The organism is Micromonospora sp. DT44, assembly GCF_049841635.1.
In the GTDB taxonomy this organism is placed as follows: domain Bacteria; phylum Actinomycetota; class Actinomycetes; order Mycobacteriales; family Micromonosporaceae; genus Micromonospora.
Map to the genome: position 1 here is coordinate 44,689 of NZ_JBNCKS010000005.1, position 17,778 is coordinate 62,466.

The window sequence follows — 17,778 nt, forward strand, 5'->3', positions numbered from 1 at the left end:
CCGTCTCGTCCCTGTGGGGGCGGGTGGGTCCTGGGGGGGGGCGCCCCCCCCCCCCCCCCCCCGGGGGGCCCCCCCCCGGCGGGGGGGGGGCCCCGCCTCTCGTTGGCCGACACCCGACACCAAAGCGTGCAGTAGCTGACTGTGATCATGTCATCACGGAAAGCACACTCCTCCCCGACACGTCCCTGTCGAGTGGAGGAACCATGCGTCTCCGAACGTTCGTCACCGCCGCGCTGGCCGCCGTCCTGGCCGCCAGCGCGCTCGCACCACCGGCGCCGGCCGCCGCCGCCACCGCCGACCGCTGGGGCTTCGCGTACGTCAAGGACCCCACCGTGGCGGCCTGGACCGTGCTGGACACCAGCCGGCAGTGGGGTAGCTGGAAGGCAGCGTTCCCGGCCGCCTGGGCCGACGGCGTCAAGCTCGCGCCCGGCCGCTTCCAGGTGCGCTTCCCGCAGGTGGGCGCCGGCGCGCGGGGCGTGCCCCACGTGACGCCGGTGAACCGGACCGGGCACTACTGCGAGGTGGTCCGCTGGTTCCAGTCCGGCACCGACGAGATCGTCGACGTGCAGTGCCACCGTCCCGGCGGCACCCGCGAGGACACCCCGTTCACCGTGCTCTGGACGACCAGCTCGGGCGTCGTGGCGGCCGGCACCTCCCACGCGTACCTGCAGTGGGCCAGCGGGGCGGTGGCGCAGTGGTACAACTCGACGGGCGCGGTGAACACCGCCGGGCCGGTGGGCGTCGGGCAGTACCTGGTGCGACTCCCCGGTGTCGGACTGGCCGGCGTGCTCGCCGGCGACGTACAGGTCACCGCGGTACAGCCGAACGCCGGACCCCGCCGCTGCAAGGTCTACTCCTGGGGCGCGGTCGGGGCCGAGGTCCAGGTCTACGTCTTCTGCTACGACCAGGCCGGGGCCGCCGTCAACACCGACTTCGTCCTCTCGTACCACCGTCGCCGGCCGGTGATCGGGTCGCTGGGCCCGCCGTCGTACTTCGGTTACCTGGGTACCGCCGTCGGCGGGCCCACCAACGACAACTCGGTGCTCGGCGTCGGCGCCAACACCGTGGCGGCGCTGGTGCCCGCCGGCCGCTATCTGGCGACCTTCCCGCAGGTCGGCCTCAAGGAGACGCACGCCCAGGTGGTGGCGCAGGGTGCCGGCAGCAACTACTGCCACCTCACCCAGGCGTGGACGTACACCACGAACGCCGACGTCGACGTGATCTGCTTCGACAACACCGGCGCGGTCACCCCGCACCGCTTCCTGGCCACCTTCACCTCCCGAATCTGACCACCCGCGGCGAGTCCCGCCCACGGTCCGATCAGGTCGGACCGTGGGCGGGACCAGGTGCCGCGGTGGTCAGCCGAAGCAGTTGGGTACGGGTGGCGCGCTGGGCGTGCAGTTGGTGGGTCGGTTGCCGCTGATGGCCGACTTGTCGTCCACCGTGACCTGACCACCGTCGTTGAAGACCCCACCCGGCGCCACGACGGAGACGTTCTCCGTGACCTTGGTCTGGGTGAGGGTGAGGGTGGCGTTGTTGTAGATTCCGCCGCCGCGCGAGTTCGTGCCGAACGCCTTGTTCCGGCTGACGAGGGTGCGCCGTAGGACGACCACACCGCTGCCGTTGTAGACGCCGCCGCCGTTCTCGATGGTGCTTCTCGTGCTGGCGGCGTTCTCACTGATCTGGCTGTCCTCGGCCACGAACTGGCCGATCTGGTTGAAGACGCCGCCGCCGCGTTGGCCGGCGTCGTTACGAACAATCTTGCCGTGCTGGAGCTGGAAGGTCCCGTCGGTGAAGATGCCGCCGCCCTCGCTACCGGCCGTGTTCTCGGTGACCTCGATGTTCCTGGCCGTGGTGGTGGCGTTGATCCCGGTGCGGATGCCACCACCCCGGAAGCCGGCGCTGTTGTGGTGCACGCGGACCTCGTCGAGCACGGCGACGCTGGAGTTCGACAGGCCGCCGCCCGCGCCGCCGACCGGCAGGATGATGACGGTCCCGATCGTGCTGTTGTCGCTGAGCCTGGTGTTCCGCACCGTGAGGTTGCCGTTGTTGTAGACGCCACCGCCGTCGAACAACGCGCCGTTGTCGCTGATCCGGCTCTCGTCGTCGCCGTACCGTTCCCGGTCCTTGCCGTCCTTGCCGTCCTTGTCCTTGCCGCCGTGCTCGCTGCGGCCGAGGATCCTGGTGTCGCCGAAGTTGGCGATCCCTCCGCCGGGGCCGTTGGAGTGGTTGAAGACGACGTCGATGTTCTCCAGGGTGGCCCGACCGCCGACGTCGACGCGGATGCCGCCACCGCCACCACCGAGCCCGCTGGTGTCGTCGCCGCCCTTGACGGTGGCGTCGCGGAGCTTCAGGTCGCCGCCGGCCCCCACCTCGAGGATCCGGAACGGCGTGGCGGCGGCCGCCCGGACGATTGTGGAGCCGTTCCCGTCGATCGTGATCGACTGGGTGACGATGGGCAGGCCGACGGGGCCGAACGGCACGGGCGGCTGGGGCGCGGACGCGGTGAGCGTGTAGGTGCACCCCTTGGCGAGCCGGAGCTTCGCCCCGTGACCGGCGTTCGCGCGGACGATCGCCGCGATCAGCTCGTTGGCGCCGCACGGCACGTCCCAGGCGTCCCGGCCGCCACCGCTCCAGTCGTCGTCCCCGCGCTCCTTGCCGCCCCCGTGCTCCTGGTCGCGACCGCCCGGATCGTGCTTGCCGCTGTCGTCGTCCGCCGCCCGGCTGCTGCCGGCGAGGACCTGCTTCCCGAACAGTCCTCCGCCCGCTCCGAGCGCTCCGGTCAGGCCTCCCGGCACGCCGACGGCCGCCAGACCGGCGACCCCGGTCAGGCCGGCCACCCCGGCGACGAGCCAGCGAGCCCGGCGCCTCCTCGGCGGACGTGGCTGGTCTGCCGCCGCATCGCTGACGTTCGGGTGTCGATGGTTGGACATATCTGGCCCTTCTCCGTACACCGTGTCTCTGCACGCCACAGTCGGCGCAGACAGCAACAAATCGGTTGTCGCTCCCACGGGGAACGTAGCCGAGTCGAACTCACATCAACCGGACTTATGCGAAGAAGTCCTACGTTCGGCACGCGGCACGCATAACGCGCAGGACGCGCAGCGCGTGGCCCTGCCCGCCCGGATGACGGTTCGGCGTCGGAACCGAGCCTCCGACGTGCTGGTCGTCAGCCGGCGAGCAGGTGCTTCTGCACCTTGCCCATCGCATTGCGGGGCAGCGTGTCGAGAAACCTGATCTGGCGCGGCCGTTTGTGAACGGACAGCGTCCGCGCCACGAAGTCGACGAGCTCGGCCGCGCTCACCTGGTCCGCGACGACGAAGGCGGTGACCTCCTGGCCGAGGTCGTCGTTCGGCGTGCCGACGACCGCGGCCTCGCGAACACCCGGGTGGGCCAACAGCGCATCCTCGACCTCACCGGCGCCGATCCGGTAACCACCGCTCTTGATCAGGTCGGTCGACCGACGACCGACCAGTCGGTGCACACCATCGGGTGACACGCTCGCGATGTCCCCGGTGCGGAACCACCCGTCCCCGTCGAACAGCCGGGCGGTCACGTCGGGCTTACCCAGGTAACCGTCGAAGAGCATCGGTCCGCGAACCCACAGCTCCCCGATGGCCGTCCCGTCGGCGGGTACCGGCCGCCCGTCCTCGTCGAGCACCCGCGTCTCCGCGCCCGGCACCGGAGTGCCGACCATGCCGGGCCGACGGTGGGGGTCGTCGGCGCGATTGCTCAACGTGATCAACGTTTCGGTCATCCCGTAACGCTCGACCGGCTGGTGACCGGTGAGCTGGCGCATCCGCTCGAACGACGGCGCGGGCAGAGCAGCGCTGCCGGAGACCAGCAGCCGAGCCGAGCTGAGGCGCGCGGCGGCCGTCGGCTGGGCGCAGATCCGCGACCAGACCGTCGGTACCGCGAAGTAGAGGGTGCCGCCCGCCTCGGCGTACGCCTCGGGCGTCGGCCGTCCGGTGTGGTGCAGCCGGCAGCCCACCCGCAGCGCGCCGAGCACGCCGAGAACGAGACCGTGGACGTGGAACAGAGGCAGACCGTGCACCAGAAGGTCGTCCGGGGTCCAGGCCCAGGCGTCGGCGAGCGCGTCGATGCCGGCCTCGACGGCACGGTGCGACAGGACCGCCCCCTTGGGCGCTCCCGTGGTGCCGCTCGTGTACATGATCAGAGCAGTGCGTTCGGGGGCCGGCGCCGGGTGCCGGGTGTCCGAGGTACGGCCCAGGTCGACCCGACGGACACCGATCTGCGCGGGTTCGTCCCCGGTGCCGCCGAGCAGCAGCGTCGCGCCGGAATCGCGCAGGATGTGCGCCCTCTCCCGAGGCCCGGAGTCGGGTGGCACGGGTACGACGGCGGCTCCACCGAGCAGCGCACCGACCACCCCCACCACGGTCTCGGCGGTCGCGCTGGCGTGCACGGCGACGACCGGTTCGCCGCGCAGGTCGTCTGCCACCGCGGCGGCGCATTCCCGCAGGCGTTCGGCGGACATGGTCACCGGACCGAGGCGGATCAGGTCATCGACGGTCGGGCTGCAGCGGTCGAGACCGGCGAGCAGGCGCATGGGCCGAGGCTACGCCGAAGGTGACGCGTACCTGACCATCAGTATCGAAGCCGCTCGCGAAGCCAGCCGCGGTCGGGGTTCACCACGGCCTCAGCGTCGAACACGACCGTGGGCACCGTCTCGTTGCCGCCGGTGATCGCCCGAACGGCCGCGGCACCCTCCGGGTCGTGCCATATGTCAACCCAGTGCGCCCGCCGAGCGAGCCGGCCAAGCGAGAAGCGGAGCTGGAGGCAGTAGCGGCAGCCGGGGCGCCAGTACACGATCGGCAGCCCGTCCGCCGCGCTGGCCCGCTGCGCTTCGGCGGCTCCCATCGAGCGGGGGAAGGCCCGCGGCGACACCGCGAACGCCACCGCCAGGAAGATCAGAAACTCGACACCGCCGACCACCGGTAACCCGGCGGCCAGTTGCGAAGCCAGGACCACCACGCCGAAGGTCGCCGTCAACACCGTCAGGGCCCACCGCCGCACCACGCTGGGGACATTACCGTCGACGAGCGGCTGCGCCCACCCCGCCCCGGTGGAGACCGACCCGGCACCCAGCGTCCATCGCACCCGCCGGGGGCGCGTCCCACCGTCGACGGCTTCCATCGCCGGATGCAAATACGTAAGGGCATCGCTACTATGGGTCAGTCTCGAAGCAAGGGGGTAGTGCCCGCGTGCGAAGTCCCGTCAACGGAACCCCGCCGACGTCCGCGCCCGGTGGACCCTCGCCCGTCGTGGCCGAACGACTGCGCGGGCTCGTCCGGCATCTGGTGCTGTTGGCGGTGGCCGTCGGGGGTGGCTTCGTCCTGGCGCTCCTGTTCCAGGGGCCGGCCAGTGCCGACGGCACGCGCGACGGTTCCGGCGACGAGCTTCATCGGCAGCTCGGCGCTCTGGTGGAGCCGGTCCGGCGGGTCACCATCACCGAACGCTCCGACCACGAGCCCCGCAGCGGCGTACGCGCCGACGACCGCCGCCATGGCGGGCGCCACGCTCCGCTGACCGGCGCGATAGCCGGTGTCGTCGGCGCACGCGACGTGCCGTCCCCGACCGCATCCCGCCACCCGACGGAGGCCGCGCGGACCTCCGTGCCGCCGTCGCGGACGGCCACCTCCGTCCGGTCCGACGCCACGCGGCACGAACGGCTGCGCTCCCCGACCGCGGCCCGCGCGACTCATCGTCCCGCCCACCGCCCCCGCCCACCTCGGTCGGCGGCAGATCCCGCACGGCAGCCGGCGACAGCCGCGCCCGATCACCGAGAGCTGCCCGCAGCGCTCGTCCCGCCCGCCGTGGCGGGACTGCTCGCCCCGGTCCTGCGGCCCGCCGTCGACGTCGTGCGCGCCCTGCCGATCGCGCCCGTAGCGGGGCTGCTGCGCGTCGTCGACACGGTCCTGCTGCGCGTCGTCGACGCCGTCCTGCCGCCCGCTCTCGGCGCGGTGGTCGTACCCACGCCGCGTTCACCGGCCGCTCCCCCGGCGCTCGAACCGACCGGCGCGTCGCCCGGCGCGGCACCCGCGCCGGACCCGCCAACCCCGCCGCCGGTTCCGGCGCTGCCGCCCGTGCGCGCCGTGGCGACGCCGGCACCGTCCGCACCGCCGCCGGCACCCGTGGCCGCGTACCCACCTGCCATGGCCCCACCGGGCCACCTCGCCGCGCGCCCGGCGCCGCCGGCCGTAGCGGCCTACCCTCCGGGTCAGCCCGTCACCCCGGTCGACCAGGACGCCTCCGGCACCGACGAGGGCTCGGCGCCCGCGCCGGGTCTGATCCGGCCGGCTCACCGGCAGTCACACCCCGGCATCGCCGCGCTCTGCCACCTCGTGCCGCTCTCCGTCGAGAGCCGAACTCCGTCTGGGATCGCCCGCCCGGGCTGAGGCCGGCCGCCGACCTCCGGGCTGCTCGCCCGCGCGGTCGGCCCCACCCCGCTGGCCTGGTCAATGGTGCCCGCGCCCGCGCGCCCTGACGGCGTCGTGGGCCCATGGCCGCCCGACTTCTCGCGTACGACGATCGCGGTCGACCCGTGGACACACCGGGTTCGGTGACCGTCGTGACGTGCACCTGAGATCGGAGAAACACGGTGATCCACGTTGTTGTCGCCGAGGACATGGGTTTGCTGCGCGGAGCGCTCTGCGCCGCGCTCTCCCGTGAGGAGGACATGGAGGTGGTCGCCGACGTCGAGGGCGTCGGCGAACTGTTGACGGCGGTCCGCCGGTGCAGGCCGCAGGTGGTGGTGCTGGCGCTGACACCGGAGCTGCCCGACCCGGTGGAGGTGGTCGCCCGGATCAGCGCCGAGGCGCCGCACGCCGCCGTGTTGGCGATGAGCCCCCGGTGGAGCCCGACGCTCGTGGAGGCGGCGCTGGCGGCCGGCGCACGCGGCCTGGTCGGCAAGGACAGCCCGCTGGTGGAGTTGGTGCGGTCGATCCGCGCGCTCGCGGCCGGGGAGCGGGCGATCGACCCGGCGGCCGCGGTGGCGGTGCTCAGTCCGTCGGAGATGCCGCTGACGCCCCGGGAGTTGGACGTGCTGCGGATGGCCGCCGAGGGTCTGCCACTCAAGGAGATCGCCGGTCGCCTCTTCCTGGCCCACGGGACGGTGCGTAACCACCTGTCGGCGATCCTGCGCAAGATCGGGGCCCGCAACCGGTTGGAAGCGGTGTGGCACGCCCGGCGCAACGGCTGGTTGTAGCCATCGGGGCGGGACCGTCAGGGGCCCGCCCCGTCGCCGTGCGGCCCCGACGGATGCGTGTTTTAATATTGACGTTGAGTGATCGCCATGCAAGCGCGGGAAGGTTCGTCGTGATCCGTACCCTGCTCGCTCTGGACGGGGCCCTGGTGCTGGGGGCGCTGTCGTTCGTCCTCGCCGCCGAGGAGGACATCCGTGTCGTGGCGGAGGTGGATCGCGGCGACGCGGTTCCCGCGGCCGTCCGTGCCCAGCGCCCGGACGTGGTGGTGGCCGACCTCGATCTTGTCGAGGAGGAGATTCCCGGCCGCCTGGGCCTGTGCCCCATCCTGATGCTGGTCCACCCGCACCGGGCCCGCCGACTGCGGGGGATGCTCAGCCCGTCCCGGACGGTCGGCATCCTGCGCAACGACGCCGCTCCCCAGCGGGTCGTCGACGGGATCCGCCGGCTCGCCCGCCGGGAGCCCGTCCTCGACGCGGACCTCGTCGTCGCGGCCCTGCAGTCGGACGACCCGCTGACCGAGCGGGAGCGGGAGGTGTTGACGCTGACGGCGGCGGGGGCACCGGTCGCCGAGGTCGCGGCGTCGCTCGGGCTCAGCGGTGGCACCGTCCGCAACCACCTCGCTCGGATCGCCCGCAAGGTGGGTGCGCGCACCCGGGTGGAGGCGGTGCGGTTGGCGGGCGAGGCGGGCTGGATCTGACCGGTGGAGGTCAGCCCGGCCGGGTCGCCGGGGACGGCGTCACCGGCTCCTCCCAGCACCCGACGAGCGCCCGGTAGGTGGCCGAGCGGGTCAGCAACTGCTCGTGCGTCCCCACGGTGGGTGCGCCGCCGTCGAGGACCAGCACCCGATCGGCGCGCAGGGCGGAGCTGATCCGGTGGGCGATCACGATGAGGCTGCCGGGCCGCCGAGCGAAGGCGGCCTCGACGGTCGCCTCCAGCGCCGGGTCGAGATGGCAGGTCGCCTCGTCCAGGACCGCCAGCGGGGCGGGCGCGAGCCAGGCCCGGACCGCCGCGACGAGCTGCCGCTCACCGGCGGAGAGCTGGGCCGGTACGAGCGGCGCGTCCAGGCCCCCCAGGCGGTTCGCCAGGGGGCGTGCGCCCAGCTCGTCGAGGGCGACCGCCAGGGTGTCGTCGTCGGCGTCGGGCCGGAGGTAGCGGAGGTTGTCGGCCAGCGTGCCGGTGAAGACGTACGCCTGCTGGGGCAGCAGCACCCGCATCCGGGCCAGGACGGCCGGCGCGGCGTCGGCGACCGGAGCACCGGCCAGGTGGACCGTGCCCTGCTGCGGTGGCACGAGCCCGGCCAGCAGGGCGGCCAGCGTGGACTTGCCCGCGCCGCTGGGTCCCACCACGGCCAGGTGATCGCCATTGGCCAGCGTCAGCGAGAAGTTCCGCAGGATCGGCTCGGCGCTCGGGCCGTACCGGAAGGTCAGTCCCCGGACCTCGGCGGCCGGTGCGCCGCCGACCGACCTGGTGGACGGGCGCGGGCCGGGGGTCTCCCCCGTGGGCGGCCGGTGGGGATAGACGCGCAGGATGTTCTCCAGAGTGACCGCGTAGCGCAGCCCGCCGCCGCCGAGGCCCTGCACGAGGGTGTGCAGGGCGGGTTGCAGCCCGGTGGACACGTAGATCAGCGCCCCCAGCACCGCGCCCGCCGTCATTCCGCGCTCGACCAGCCACGGAGTGGCCACGAGCAGCACCACCAGCGGCGACCAACCGCCGAGGCCGAGGCTGAGGCTACGGATCACCGCCATCCGGGCGAGGGTGCGCTCGGCGGCGGCCTGCGCCGACACGTGATGCTCCACCTCGGACGCCACGCGCGCCTGGGCGCCACAGGCCAGCACGTCGCGGTGACCGGCCAGCGCCGTCGCCGCCGACTGACCCAACCGCTCGCCCGCGCGGACGTACGCCCGCTGGTGCGCGACCATGGCCGGCAGCGCGGCGAGGAACACGGCCAGGCCGGCGACCAGCGGCGCGGCGGCCAGCGCCGCCGCCACCGGCGCGAGGGCGAGAAGGCCGAGCAGGGCAGCGCCGGCGGAGAAGAGGAAACCACGCGTGACCATCAGCAGGCCGGCGAAGGTGTCCCGGACGATCTCCATCTGGTGGGTCAGCCGGGTCATCGCCGCGCTGTCCGGGCGACCACCCGCGCGCGTGGCGTCCCGGAGCGCGCCCCGCACCACCTGGGCGGCCACCTCGTCGCGGAACGGCTCGACCACCGCGCCGAGGCTCCGGTACGTCCGGCCGGTCGCCGCCGCGCCGACCAGCACGGCCACGGCGAGGACCCCCAACCACGCCAGCCCGTCGACGAGACGCCCGGCCAGGAAGCCGTCGTCCACGGCACGGGCGACCAGCAGGCCGGCGAGCAGCGCCGGCAACGCCTCGACGAGCGACCACCCGCAGAGACGGGCGAGGTCAGCTCGGCGGGCCCGCAGCGCCCGCCAGGTCACCCGGCGTACGGTCGGCGGGGTCACGAGCCACCGCCGGCCGGCTCGAACACGGCCCGGTAGTCCGGCTCGGCCCAGAGCCGCCGGTGCGGCGCCAGCGCGCGCAGCCGACCGCCGTCCAGCCAGGCGACGAGGTCGGCGCGAGCGGCCGCCGCCGCCCGGTGGGTGACCACCAGTCGGGTCTGCTCGCCGGGGCGCCCGACGATCGCTTCGGTGATCCGGTGTTCGGTCGCCGTGTCCAGGCTGGACGTGGCGTCGTCCAGGATGAGCAGCCGCTCGGCGGCGAACGCCCGGGCCAGGCCGAGGCGTTGGGTCTCCCCACCGGAGAGCGGCGCGTCCACCAGCGGCGTACGGTACCCCTCGGGCAGCCGGTCGATGACGTCGGCGACCGCCGCCAGGCGGGCCGCCCGCAGAACCGCCGGCGTGGCCGGGCGCGCGTCGGCCGGCGGCATCGCGACGGCACCCGGCAACGCCAGGCCGACCGCGTCGTGGACGGTCGCACCGATCAGCACCGGCTGATCGAAGGCGTAGCCGACGGCTCGGCGCAGTGCCGACGCGTCCAGGTCACGCAGCGGCACGCCGTCGAGGAGCGCCGTACCGTGATCCGGGTCGTACAGCCGTCCCGCCACGGCCGCGAGGGTCGACTTGCCGGCGCCGGACGCGCCGACGACGGCCACGGTCGCGCCGGCCGGTACGTCCAGGTCGATGCCGTCCAGGATGGGCCGGCCGTCGTCGCCGTACACGCGCACGCCACGCAGTCGCAGCGCGCCGCCGCCGGGCGGTAGGGGCCGGTCGCCGCTCGTCATGGCGGGCTGTCGCAGCGGCTCGGCGACCCGGTGCGCCCCGGCGCGGCTGCGCACCAGGTGGTTGAGCGTGGCGAGGACCGCACCGAGGCCGGCGCCCATGGCCGCGTACCGGACGGCGGCGACCAGTTCACCGGGCGTGAGCCAACCGGCCGTCAGGGCGTACCCGCCGACCGCGACGACGCTCAGGTGCAGCAGCGGCGCCACGGCGGCGGTACGCGCGCTCGCCCGGGCCAGCAGGTCCCAGGTACGTCGGCCGTGCCGGCCCAGCTCCGGTAGGGCCGCCAGCACGCGGGCCTCCTCGCGGTGGACCGTGGCGGCGGCGGCGATGGTCCGGGCGCCGGTCAGCGACTCCAGCAGTCGGCCGGCGATGACGCCGAGCACCCGTTGGTAGCCGGCCGTCGCGGCGGAGGCGTCGGCCACGAAGGCGCGCATGAGGACGGCGAGCAGGCCGAGGCCGGCGAGCAGGGTGATCCCCAGGATCGGTTCCAGGAGGGCGAGCGCGACGACGCTGCCGAGGGGCGGCAGCACCGCCACGGCGGCCAGGACCACGGCGTTGCCGGCCTGTCCCGCGTCGGCGGACTGGCCGACCAGGCGACCGACGAGATCGCCCACCGGGTACCGGCGGGTGGCACGGACGTCCAGCGCGAACAGGTGGCGCAGCAGGTGGCGGCGTAGCCCGGCGGTGGCGCGTGCGGCGCCGAATCCGCTGGCCAGGTCGGTCAGGGCGTCGACGCAGACGAGGACGGCAACCAGGCCGCCGGCGGCCACCGCCCACCAGAGCGGGCCTCCGGAGAGGGCGGCGTCGACGGCGCGGCCCAGGGCTACGGGGAGCAACAGTTCGGCGGCCGCACCCAGGAGCGCGACCGCCGCGAGCCCGGCGGTCCAGCCGCCGCCAGCCAGGACCGTTCGCCGCAGCAACCGGTCCCCCGCGTCGAACGTCGACATCGCTCCTCCCGGTGCCACGCGGTCGCCCTGGGTGGGCACGTCTACCCACCCAGGGCGATCACCTTTGTGCGACGGATCAGTTGCAGGTCGTGACGGAGAGCGAGCTGTCGCCGCAGAGCAGCAGGCTCGCCCGGCTACCGCCACCCGTACGGTCGGCCGGAGCCATCTCCAGGCCCTGGAGGTCCAGAAGCGCCATGTCGTTCACCTCCCTTCCATTCCTTCGTCGATCCGGTCGCCCCCGCTGTCGCGGGGGAGTCTCTGCGCGCCCGGCAGGGGCGCGAGGAAGGGCAGCACCGGCGGGTCGTCGTCCCGCGCGCAGGTCAGCGCGTACAGCACGCCGGCGGTGCCGGTGCCGAAGTCCATGGAGAGCCGGAGCAGCTGCTCACCGGGGAAGGCGGTCCCCTCCCGGTGCGGCAGCGCGTGCCAGGCCAGCCGGTCCACCTGCGCGTCGAGTTCGCGGCGGTCGCCATCGCGGACCGAGGCGGCGAGGTAGGCGATGATGCCGGCCCGGCCGGCGAAGAGCCCGGTCTGCGCGTAGAACGGTGACCGTGCCGCACGGCGGATCCCCGCGCTGGCCGGTGCGAACCCGTCGTCGTCGCGATGGCGCAGGTACTGATCGAGGACCAGTCCGATGCCGACGCTGCCGTGTGCCAGGTACGGCATGGTCCGCCAGCCCTCGTTGACCTCCAGGGCGCCGTCCGGGCGCAGCACGCACCGGCGCAGATCCTGGCGCAACGCCGTGGCGGCGTGCCCCAACAGGTCCTCGTCGCCGCTGAGCTCGTAGAGCCGCAGCAGCATCAACGCCGGTCCGGTCCGGCCGCGCAGCAGCCCGGCGTACGGGTGGCGTCCGCCGCTGATGTCCGGGCCGGGATCGTCGGGCAGTTGCTCGATCACCCGCTCGGCGGCCCGCCACGCGGCGTCGCGCAACGACACCTCCCCGGTACGGGCGGCCAGGTCGGCCAGGTTGAGCGCGATCCCGGACAGTCCACTCGCCAGGCTGTGGTCGAGTCCGTCCAGCGGCTCGCGCAGGCAGATGTCCAGCACGTCCAGCGCGTCCTGCCGACGGCCGAGGCTCTCGAGGGCGTGGGCGACACCGTGCAGGCCGTCGTAGAAGCCGCAGCGGGTGCCGGACGGGGGCGCGGTCGCCCGTCGTACCAGCCAGTCCTCGTGCTCGGGCCAGCGTCCGACGCCGCTGGTGTGCAGGGCGTACAGCACTCCCGCCGCTCCGTGGGCGAGGTTGAGGCCGCCGCTGCGGAACTGCTCGATGTCGCCGGGGAAGAGCCGGTCGGCGCGGGTCGGGGTGGCGCTGGCCAGGACGGCGGTCGCCAGCCTGTCCCGGGTGACGGGCGCGTCGTGTGCGGCCGTCACCTGCGGGCCGCCGGTGATCTCCTCGACCGCCGGGTCGAGGAAGGACCTCGGCACCGGGAAGTTCGCGGCGATGATGTCGGCCAGGTGCGCCGCCTTCGCCGGGGCGAGCCGCACCAGCTGGGTCAGCGGCAGGAACAGCGCCAACCGCAGGCACGCCAGGGCGTACCTGTCGACCGCCGGCCCGGTCCGGTCGCGGGGAGCCGCGAAGCCCTGGTTGCGCAGCCCCGGCCGGCGGTGCCCGTCGATCGGCGCGGCCACCTCGAAGTCGACGAGGGCGACCCGGTCGTCCGGACGAATCATGATGTTGAACAGGTGCAGGTCGCCGTAGACCAGGCCGCGTTCGTGGATCGCCGCGATGAGGGACTCCACCTGCTCGTGGACGTGCCGGGCCCAGCGGGCGTACGCCGCCCGGTCCTCGTCCGTCGCGTCGGCGTCGATCAGCGGATACCTGTCCACCAGCACCTTGTTCAACGGTCGACCCTCGATGAACTCCAGCGCGAGGAACCGGTGTTCGCCCAGGTCGAACTCGTCGTGCACCCGGGGCACCTGCGGCAGGTCGGCGAGCTGCCGCAGGGCATCGGCCTCGCGGGCCAGCCGGGCGACGGCGTCCACGCCGTGGGCGTCCAGGCCGGCGTGCGGCCGGGCCTCCTTCAGCACCACCTCGGTGTCGGTGCGCAGGTCGCGGCCCACGTACAGGCCACCGGCGTTGGAGAAGTGGATGACCCGTTCGATCCGGTACGGCACCTGGTCGGTGCTGGTGCCGCTGCGGGCCGCGAGGTGCGGGCCGAGGAAGTCGGGCAGGGTGACCCAGGACGGCACGTGGAAGACGGGATCGCGCCGGTCCGGCACCAGCGTGCCGGAGTCGTCCTCGATCGCCGGCACCACCTGACCGTCGGGCGAGTGGCAGTAGCGGGCGGCGAAGCCGCCGTAGCGCACGTGGATCGGGCCGGCGCCGTAGCGCAGGTCGCTGAGGATGTACGGCCCGGACTCGCCGGTGAGCAGCTCGTCGAGCTCCTTGCAGACCAGCTCCAGCTCCGCGTCGTCGCGCGGGTAGACGGTGACGAACTTGCCGCTGGCGGCCCGGGAGGCGTACTTGGAGTTGCGCAGCAGCAGTGTGCGGGGGCCCCGGAGGAACTTGAAGGACAGGCCCCGGGGTACGCAGTAGTCCCAGACGGCGTCCAACACGCGCTCGGCGTTCGCCAGACCCGCCGACACGTGGATCTTCCAGCCCTGCTGCGGCAGCGAACCGCCGTCCGGGGCGTAGATCAGCCAGTCGTCCAGCGGCTCACGACGCCAGCCGGTCGGGATGTCCCGCTCGGCGGCCGGAAAGACCGGCTGCGCGACGGCGCTGCCGAGCGAGTCGTAGAACAGGCGATCCGCGGCGCAGTAGCTGTCGTAGCGTTCGTCCACTGTCCCGCCGCCTCTCGATTCCGGCCGGCTGCTGTCGTCCGGCGTTGCATCGAGTCTCATCGACGGGGCCCGGTGGGCTCCAGTGCGCTTAGTCACCGACCGTGATGCGAGGTGCACACGAACTCGTGACAATAGTCAGGCAGTGCCGAGGTTTGAAAAGACGACAGGTGGGCAGCGGGCCGTCGCCCGATCCCCACCTGCCGTTGCGTACGTCGTCAGCCCAGGTACTTGTCCCACGGGCCGGTGATCGCCAGGGTCAGGCCCGGGTCCTGCATGTTGACGAACAGCACCTTGCCGTCGGCGCTGAAGGTCGGGCCGCAGAACTCCGAGTCGTTGAGCTGGTTGCGGGCGATCGCGTACGTCGGGCCACCCGGGATGGTGCTGAGCACATGCGAGGCGCCCTTGCCGTCCTCGGCGAGCACGAGGCTCCCCCACGGGGTGACCGTCACGTTGTCCGGGCCGTCGAAGGTGATGTCGGTGTACTTGACCGGCGTCCCCTCCTCGGCGGCGGCCTGGTGCGGGAAGTACGTCACGAGCTGGATGGTCTGGTCCTTGAAGTTGTAGAACCAGACCATGCCGTCGTGCGGTGCCGCGTCGGCCGGCAGGTCGCCCTCGTCCCACGCGTAGGAGTTCACGACGTACACGCCCTCGTCGGTGCTCCACACGCCCTCGAACTTGCGGCCACGGGTGACCTGACCGTCGGCGAACTGCTCGCGTACGGAGGTGTGCCGTGCGTCGCGGTCGGGCACCTCGATCCACCGGACCGGGAACGGGCGGCCGAGCTGGGCGGAGGTCAGGTAGGCGACGTCCGGCAGCACGGAACCGTCGTCCATGATGATCTGCATGGCGGCGAGGACACCGGCGTCCGGCGCGAGGCGGGTCAGCACACCGGGGCCCAGCTTCACGCCGCGCGGCGCGGACCAGCGGTAGAAGAGGCCGTTGGGCTCGTCGGCGTCCTCGGAGAGGTAGACGTGGGTGCGGTCCTTGTCGATCGCCAGCGCCTCGTGGGAGTAGCGACCCAGACACTTGATCGGCCGCGGGTCGGCGCTGCCGTCGGCCCAGACCTCGAAGACGTACCCGTGGTCCTTGGCGTAGACGCCGGAGCGGTCGCCCTCCTCCCACCTGTCGCCGGCGCGGTCCTCGGTCTCCTCGCAGGTCAGCCAGGTGCCCCACGGGGTCGGGCCGCCGGCGCAGTTGGAGATGGTGCCGGAGAGGGCGACGAACTCGCCCAGGTTGCGGCCCGCGAGATCGGTCGTGATCACCGTGCAGCCACCGGCGTCGACGGCGCCCGGGTCGTAGACGGTGCCCTTGACGTGCGGTACGCCGAACTCGGCGCCGGGGTCGATCTCGTGGTTCTGGATCAGGGTGTAGCGGCCGCGTCCGGCGTCGTAGACGGCCATGCCGTCGTGGTCCGCCGGGGTCACGCCCTGACCACGGTCGAGGCGGGTGACGCCGGCACGGGTGACGATCGTGTAGCGGAAGCCCTTGGGCAGGGCCAGGATCCCCTTGGGGTCGTCCACCAGCGGCGGGAAGGGAACGCGACCGCCCAAGCCCGGCGAGTGCGGCCGGGCGGGGCTGGCCTGCGCCAGGGACGGCAGGCCACCGGCGACGGCGAGGCCCACACCGGCGGCGGCGCCGCTGGCGAGGAAGGTACGACGGGAGGAAGGCACGCGGATCAGCTCCTGATCAAGACAGTGCGACGGCCGACAGCCAACCCGCACCGACAGACACCGAGGCGTCAGCTGTGGGGTACACCGGTGACGTCGAGGTGAAGAAACGGCGTCACCGGCGTCGTCGCGGTGACGCCCAGCCCTGCTCGTGCAGCCGTTCGATGCCGTCCAGCAGCAGGTCGAGCGCGAACTCGAACTCGAACTGGTCATCGCATCCCTGCCCCACGACCGACTCGTCGTCGTGGGATGCGGCGGTGGCGATCTCCGCAAGGTGCGGGAACCGGGCGGCGAACTCCGGCGGCATCGCCGCGGCGGGTTCGGGGCTGGCCGCTCCGGACCGACCGGCGCGGCGGGAGTCGTCGAACAGTTCCTGGCTGAAGCCCAGAACCCGGCTGCCCATCGTGTGCATGACGTGGTGTGCGAGGTTCGCGGAGAACCCGCCGGCCCGGAGGGTGCCGACCACCGAGTCGAGGTAGGCCAGGACGGCCGGCGTCGCCATGGTCCGCGACTCGATGGCCAGCGGGGCCCAGGGGTGCCGGCGCAGCACCGCCCGCGCCGAGAGGATGCGCCGGCGGATGGCGTCCTTCCAGGTGGTGTCGCGCTCAGGCGGGTCAATCTGGCCGACAACGACGTCGATCATGCCGTCGAGCAGTTCGTCCTTGTTGGCCACGTGCTTGTAGAGAGCCATCGGCACGACGCCCAGGTCCTGGGCGAGGTTGCGCATGCTGAGCGATTCGATGCCGGTCTCGTCGGCCAGCGCGACGGCCGCCCGCAGGATGCGGTCCCTGCTCAGCGGTGTGCGGCGCAGCTTCTCAGCCTGCTCGACCATCTCGTCCTCGTCCTGTCCGGCGGTTGTTGAACGATAACCACCATTGACAGGTGTACGGCGTACACCTACCGTCGGTGTACACCGTACACCTCAGGGAGGACCCATGAAGGCGATCGTGCAGGACCGGTACGGCGGCCCGGAAACCCTCGTTCTCGGCGACGTCGCCACACCGACGCCCGCCCCGAACGACGTGCTCGTCCGGGTGCAGGCCGCCTCGCTCAACGCGTACGACTGGCACGCCATGCGCGGCGATCCCCGGATGGCGCGGTTGGCGATGGGCCTGTCGCGGCCCCGCGCACGCATCCGCGGCCGGGACATCGCCGGCCGCGTCGAAGCCGTCGGGGCCGACGTGCGCGACATCCGCGTGGGCGACGCGGTCTTCGGCGACCTCGGCGACGCCAACGGCGCGTTCGCCGAGTACGCGTGCGTGCCCCGGACGCAGGTCGCGCCCATGCCAACGAACCTGACGCCCCAGCAGGCGGCGGCCCTGCCGCTGGCCGGCAGCACGGCGCTGATCGGGCTGTGCGACGTCGGACGGGTCGAGCCCGGTCAGCGTCTGCTCGTCAACGGCGCCTCGGGCGGCGTCGGCACCCTCGCGGTGCAACTGGGCAAGGCGCTCGGCGCGACCGTGACCGGGGTGTGCAGCACCCGCAACGTCGACCTGATCCGCTCTCTCGGCGCCGACGACGTCGTCGACTACCGCCGGGACGACTTCGCCGACGGCTCACACCGCTACGACGTCGTGCTCGACCTGGTCGGCAACCGCTCACTCACCGACCTGCGGCGCGCGCTGACACCGACCGGGACGCTGGTGCTCTCCGGCGGCGGCGTGTACGGCGGCGGCAGCCTCGTCGGGCCGGTGTGGCTGATCGCGCGCGGACGACTACTCGCGCCGCTGGTCCGGCAGCGTGTCGTCACGCTCACCACGACGCCGAGCCGGCAGCACCTCGACACGCTCCGCGCCCACGTCGAGGCCGGCCGCCTCACACCGGTCGTCGACCGGACGTACCCGCTGCACGAGGTGCCCGACGCCATCCGGTACGTCGAGGGCGAACACGCCCGGGCCAAGGTCGTCATCACCATCTGACGTCC

General features: G+C 73.2%; 14 protein-coding genes. 5 read left to right on the forward strand and 9 right to left on the reverse strand.

Going from position 1 to position 17,778, the window contains the following annotated elements; genetic code table 11:
- Window positions 1-203 precede the first annotated feature (203 nt).
- Entirely contained in the window at window positions 204-1,289 is a 1,086-nt protein-coding gene (locus ACLQ25_RS04425) for a hypothetical protein (RefSeq protein WP_425729297.1), read from the forward strand.
- Between the two features lie 69 nt (window positions 1,290-1,358).
- On the opposite strand, the gene ACLQ25_RS04430 is transcribed toward ACLQ25_RS04425, so the two are convergent.
- From ACLQ25_RS04430 to ACLQ25_RS04440, 3 genes are all read right to left on the reverse strand, one after another.
- Window positions 1,359-2,933 (reverse strand): hypothetical protein, encoded by a 1,575-nt coding sequence (locus tag ACLQ25_RS04430; protein ID WP_425729299.1) that lies wholly within the window; start codon window positions 2,931-2,933, stop codon window positions 1,359-1,361.
- A 236-nt stretch (window positions 2,934-3,169) separates the two neighbouring features.
- Complete coding sequence (locus ACLQ25_RS04435) at window positions 3,170-4,567, reverse strand: acyl-CoA synthetase (RefSeq protein ID WP_425729301.1); 1,398 nt, start codon at window positions 4,565-4,567, stop codon at window positions 3,170-3,172.
- 38 nt (window positions 4,568-4,605) lie between these two features.
- Entirely contained in the window at window positions 4,606-5,154 is a 549-nt protein-coding gene (locus ACLQ25_RS04440) for a glutaredoxin domain-containing protein (protein ID WP_425729303.1), read from the reverse strand.
- A gap of 128 nt (window positions 5,155-5,282) precedes the next feature.
- Between ACLQ25_RS04440 and ACLQ25_RS04445 the strand changes: the two genes are divergently transcribed.
- The 3 genes from ACLQ25_RS04445 to ACLQ25_RS04455 all read left to right on the forward strand — a co-directional run bounded on the left by ACLQ25_RS04445 (window position 5,283) and on the right by ACLQ25_RS04455 (window position 7,920).
- Window positions 5,283-6,416, forward strand: coding sequence for a hypothetical protein (locus ACLQ25_RS04445; protein ID WP_425729305.1), 1,134 nt, complete (start codon window positions 5,283-5,285; stop codon window positions 6,414-6,416).
- 203 nt (window positions 6,417-6,619) lie between these two features.
- Window positions 6,620-7,225: a response regulator transcription factor gene (locus ACLQ25_RS04450; protein ID WP_425729307.1), complete on the forward strand. Its 606-nt coding sequence runs from the start codon at window positions 6,620-6,622 to the stop codon at window positions 7,223-7,225.
- Window positions 7,226-7,335: 110 nt separating this feature from the next.
- On the forward strand, window positions 7,336-7,920 hold the full coding sequence (locus tag ACLQ25_RS04455; protein ID WP_425729309.1) for a response regulator transcription factor: 585 nt from the start codon (window positions 7,336-7,338) through the stop codon (window positions 7,918-7,920).
- A gap of 10 nt (window positions 7,921-7,930) precedes the next feature.
- Here ACLQ25_RS04455 and ACLQ25_RS04460 read toward each other — a convergent pair whose 3' ends face one another.
- The 6 genes from ACLQ25_RS04460 to ACLQ25_RS04485 all read right to left on the reverse strand — a co-directional run bounded on the left by ACLQ25_RS04460 (window position 7,931) and on the right by ACLQ25_RS04485 (window position 16,686).
- Entirely contained in the window at window positions 7,931-9,685 is a 1,755-nt protein-coding gene (locus tag ACLQ25_RS04460) for an ATP-binding cassette domain-containing protein (protein WP_425729311.1), read from the reverse strand.
- Window positions 9,682-11,409: an ATP-binding cassette domain-containing protein gene (locus tag ACLQ25_RS04465; RefSeq protein WP_425729313.1), complete on the reverse strand. Its 1,728-nt coding sequence runs from the start codon at window positions 11,407-11,409 to the stop codon at window positions 9,682-9,684. The genes ACLQ25_RS04460 and ACLQ25_RS04465 overlap by 4 nt, the downstream gene beginning before the upstream one ends.
- 76 nt (window positions 11,410-11,485) lie before the next feature.
- Window positions 11,486-11,605: a SapB/AmfS family lanthipeptide gene (locus ACLQ25_RS04470; RefSeq protein WP_013734295.1), complete on the reverse strand. Its 120-nt coding sequence runs from the start codon at window positions 11,603-11,605 to the stop codon at window positions 11,486-11,488.
- A 5-nt stretch (window positions 11,606-11,610) separates the two neighbouring features.
- A complete protein-coding gene (gene lanKC / locus ACLQ25_RS04475) occupies window positions 11,611-14,187 on the reverse strand; it encodes a class III lanthionine synthetase LanKC (RefSeq protein WP_425729316.1) in 2,577 nt (858 codons plus the stop codon).
- A 215-nt stretch (window positions 14,188-14,402) separates the two neighbouring features.
- On the reverse strand, window positions 14,403-15,857 hold the full coding sequence (locus ACLQ25_RS04480) for an alkaline phosphatase PhoX (protein ID WP_425729318.1): 1,455 nt from the start codon (window positions 15,855-15,857) through the stop codon (window positions 14,403-14,405).
- A 112-nt stretch (window positions 15,858-15,969) separates the two neighbouring features.
- Window positions 15,970-16,686: a TetR/AcrR family transcriptional regulator gene (locus ACLQ25_RS04485; protein WP_425729320.1), complete on the reverse strand. Its 717-nt coding sequence runs from the start codon at window positions 16,684-16,686 to the stop codon at window positions 15,970-15,972.
- A 103-nt stretch (window positions 16,687-16,789) separates the two neighbouring features.
- On the opposite strand from ACLQ25_RS04485, the gene ACLQ25_RS04490 reads away from it, so the two are divergent.
- A complete protein-coding gene (locus ACLQ25_RS04490; protein ID WP_425729322.1) occupies window positions 16,790-17,773 on the forward strand; it encodes an NAD(P)-dependent alcohol dehydrogenase in 984 nt (327 codons plus the stop codon).
- Window positions 17,774-17,778 lie beyond the last annotated feature (5 nt).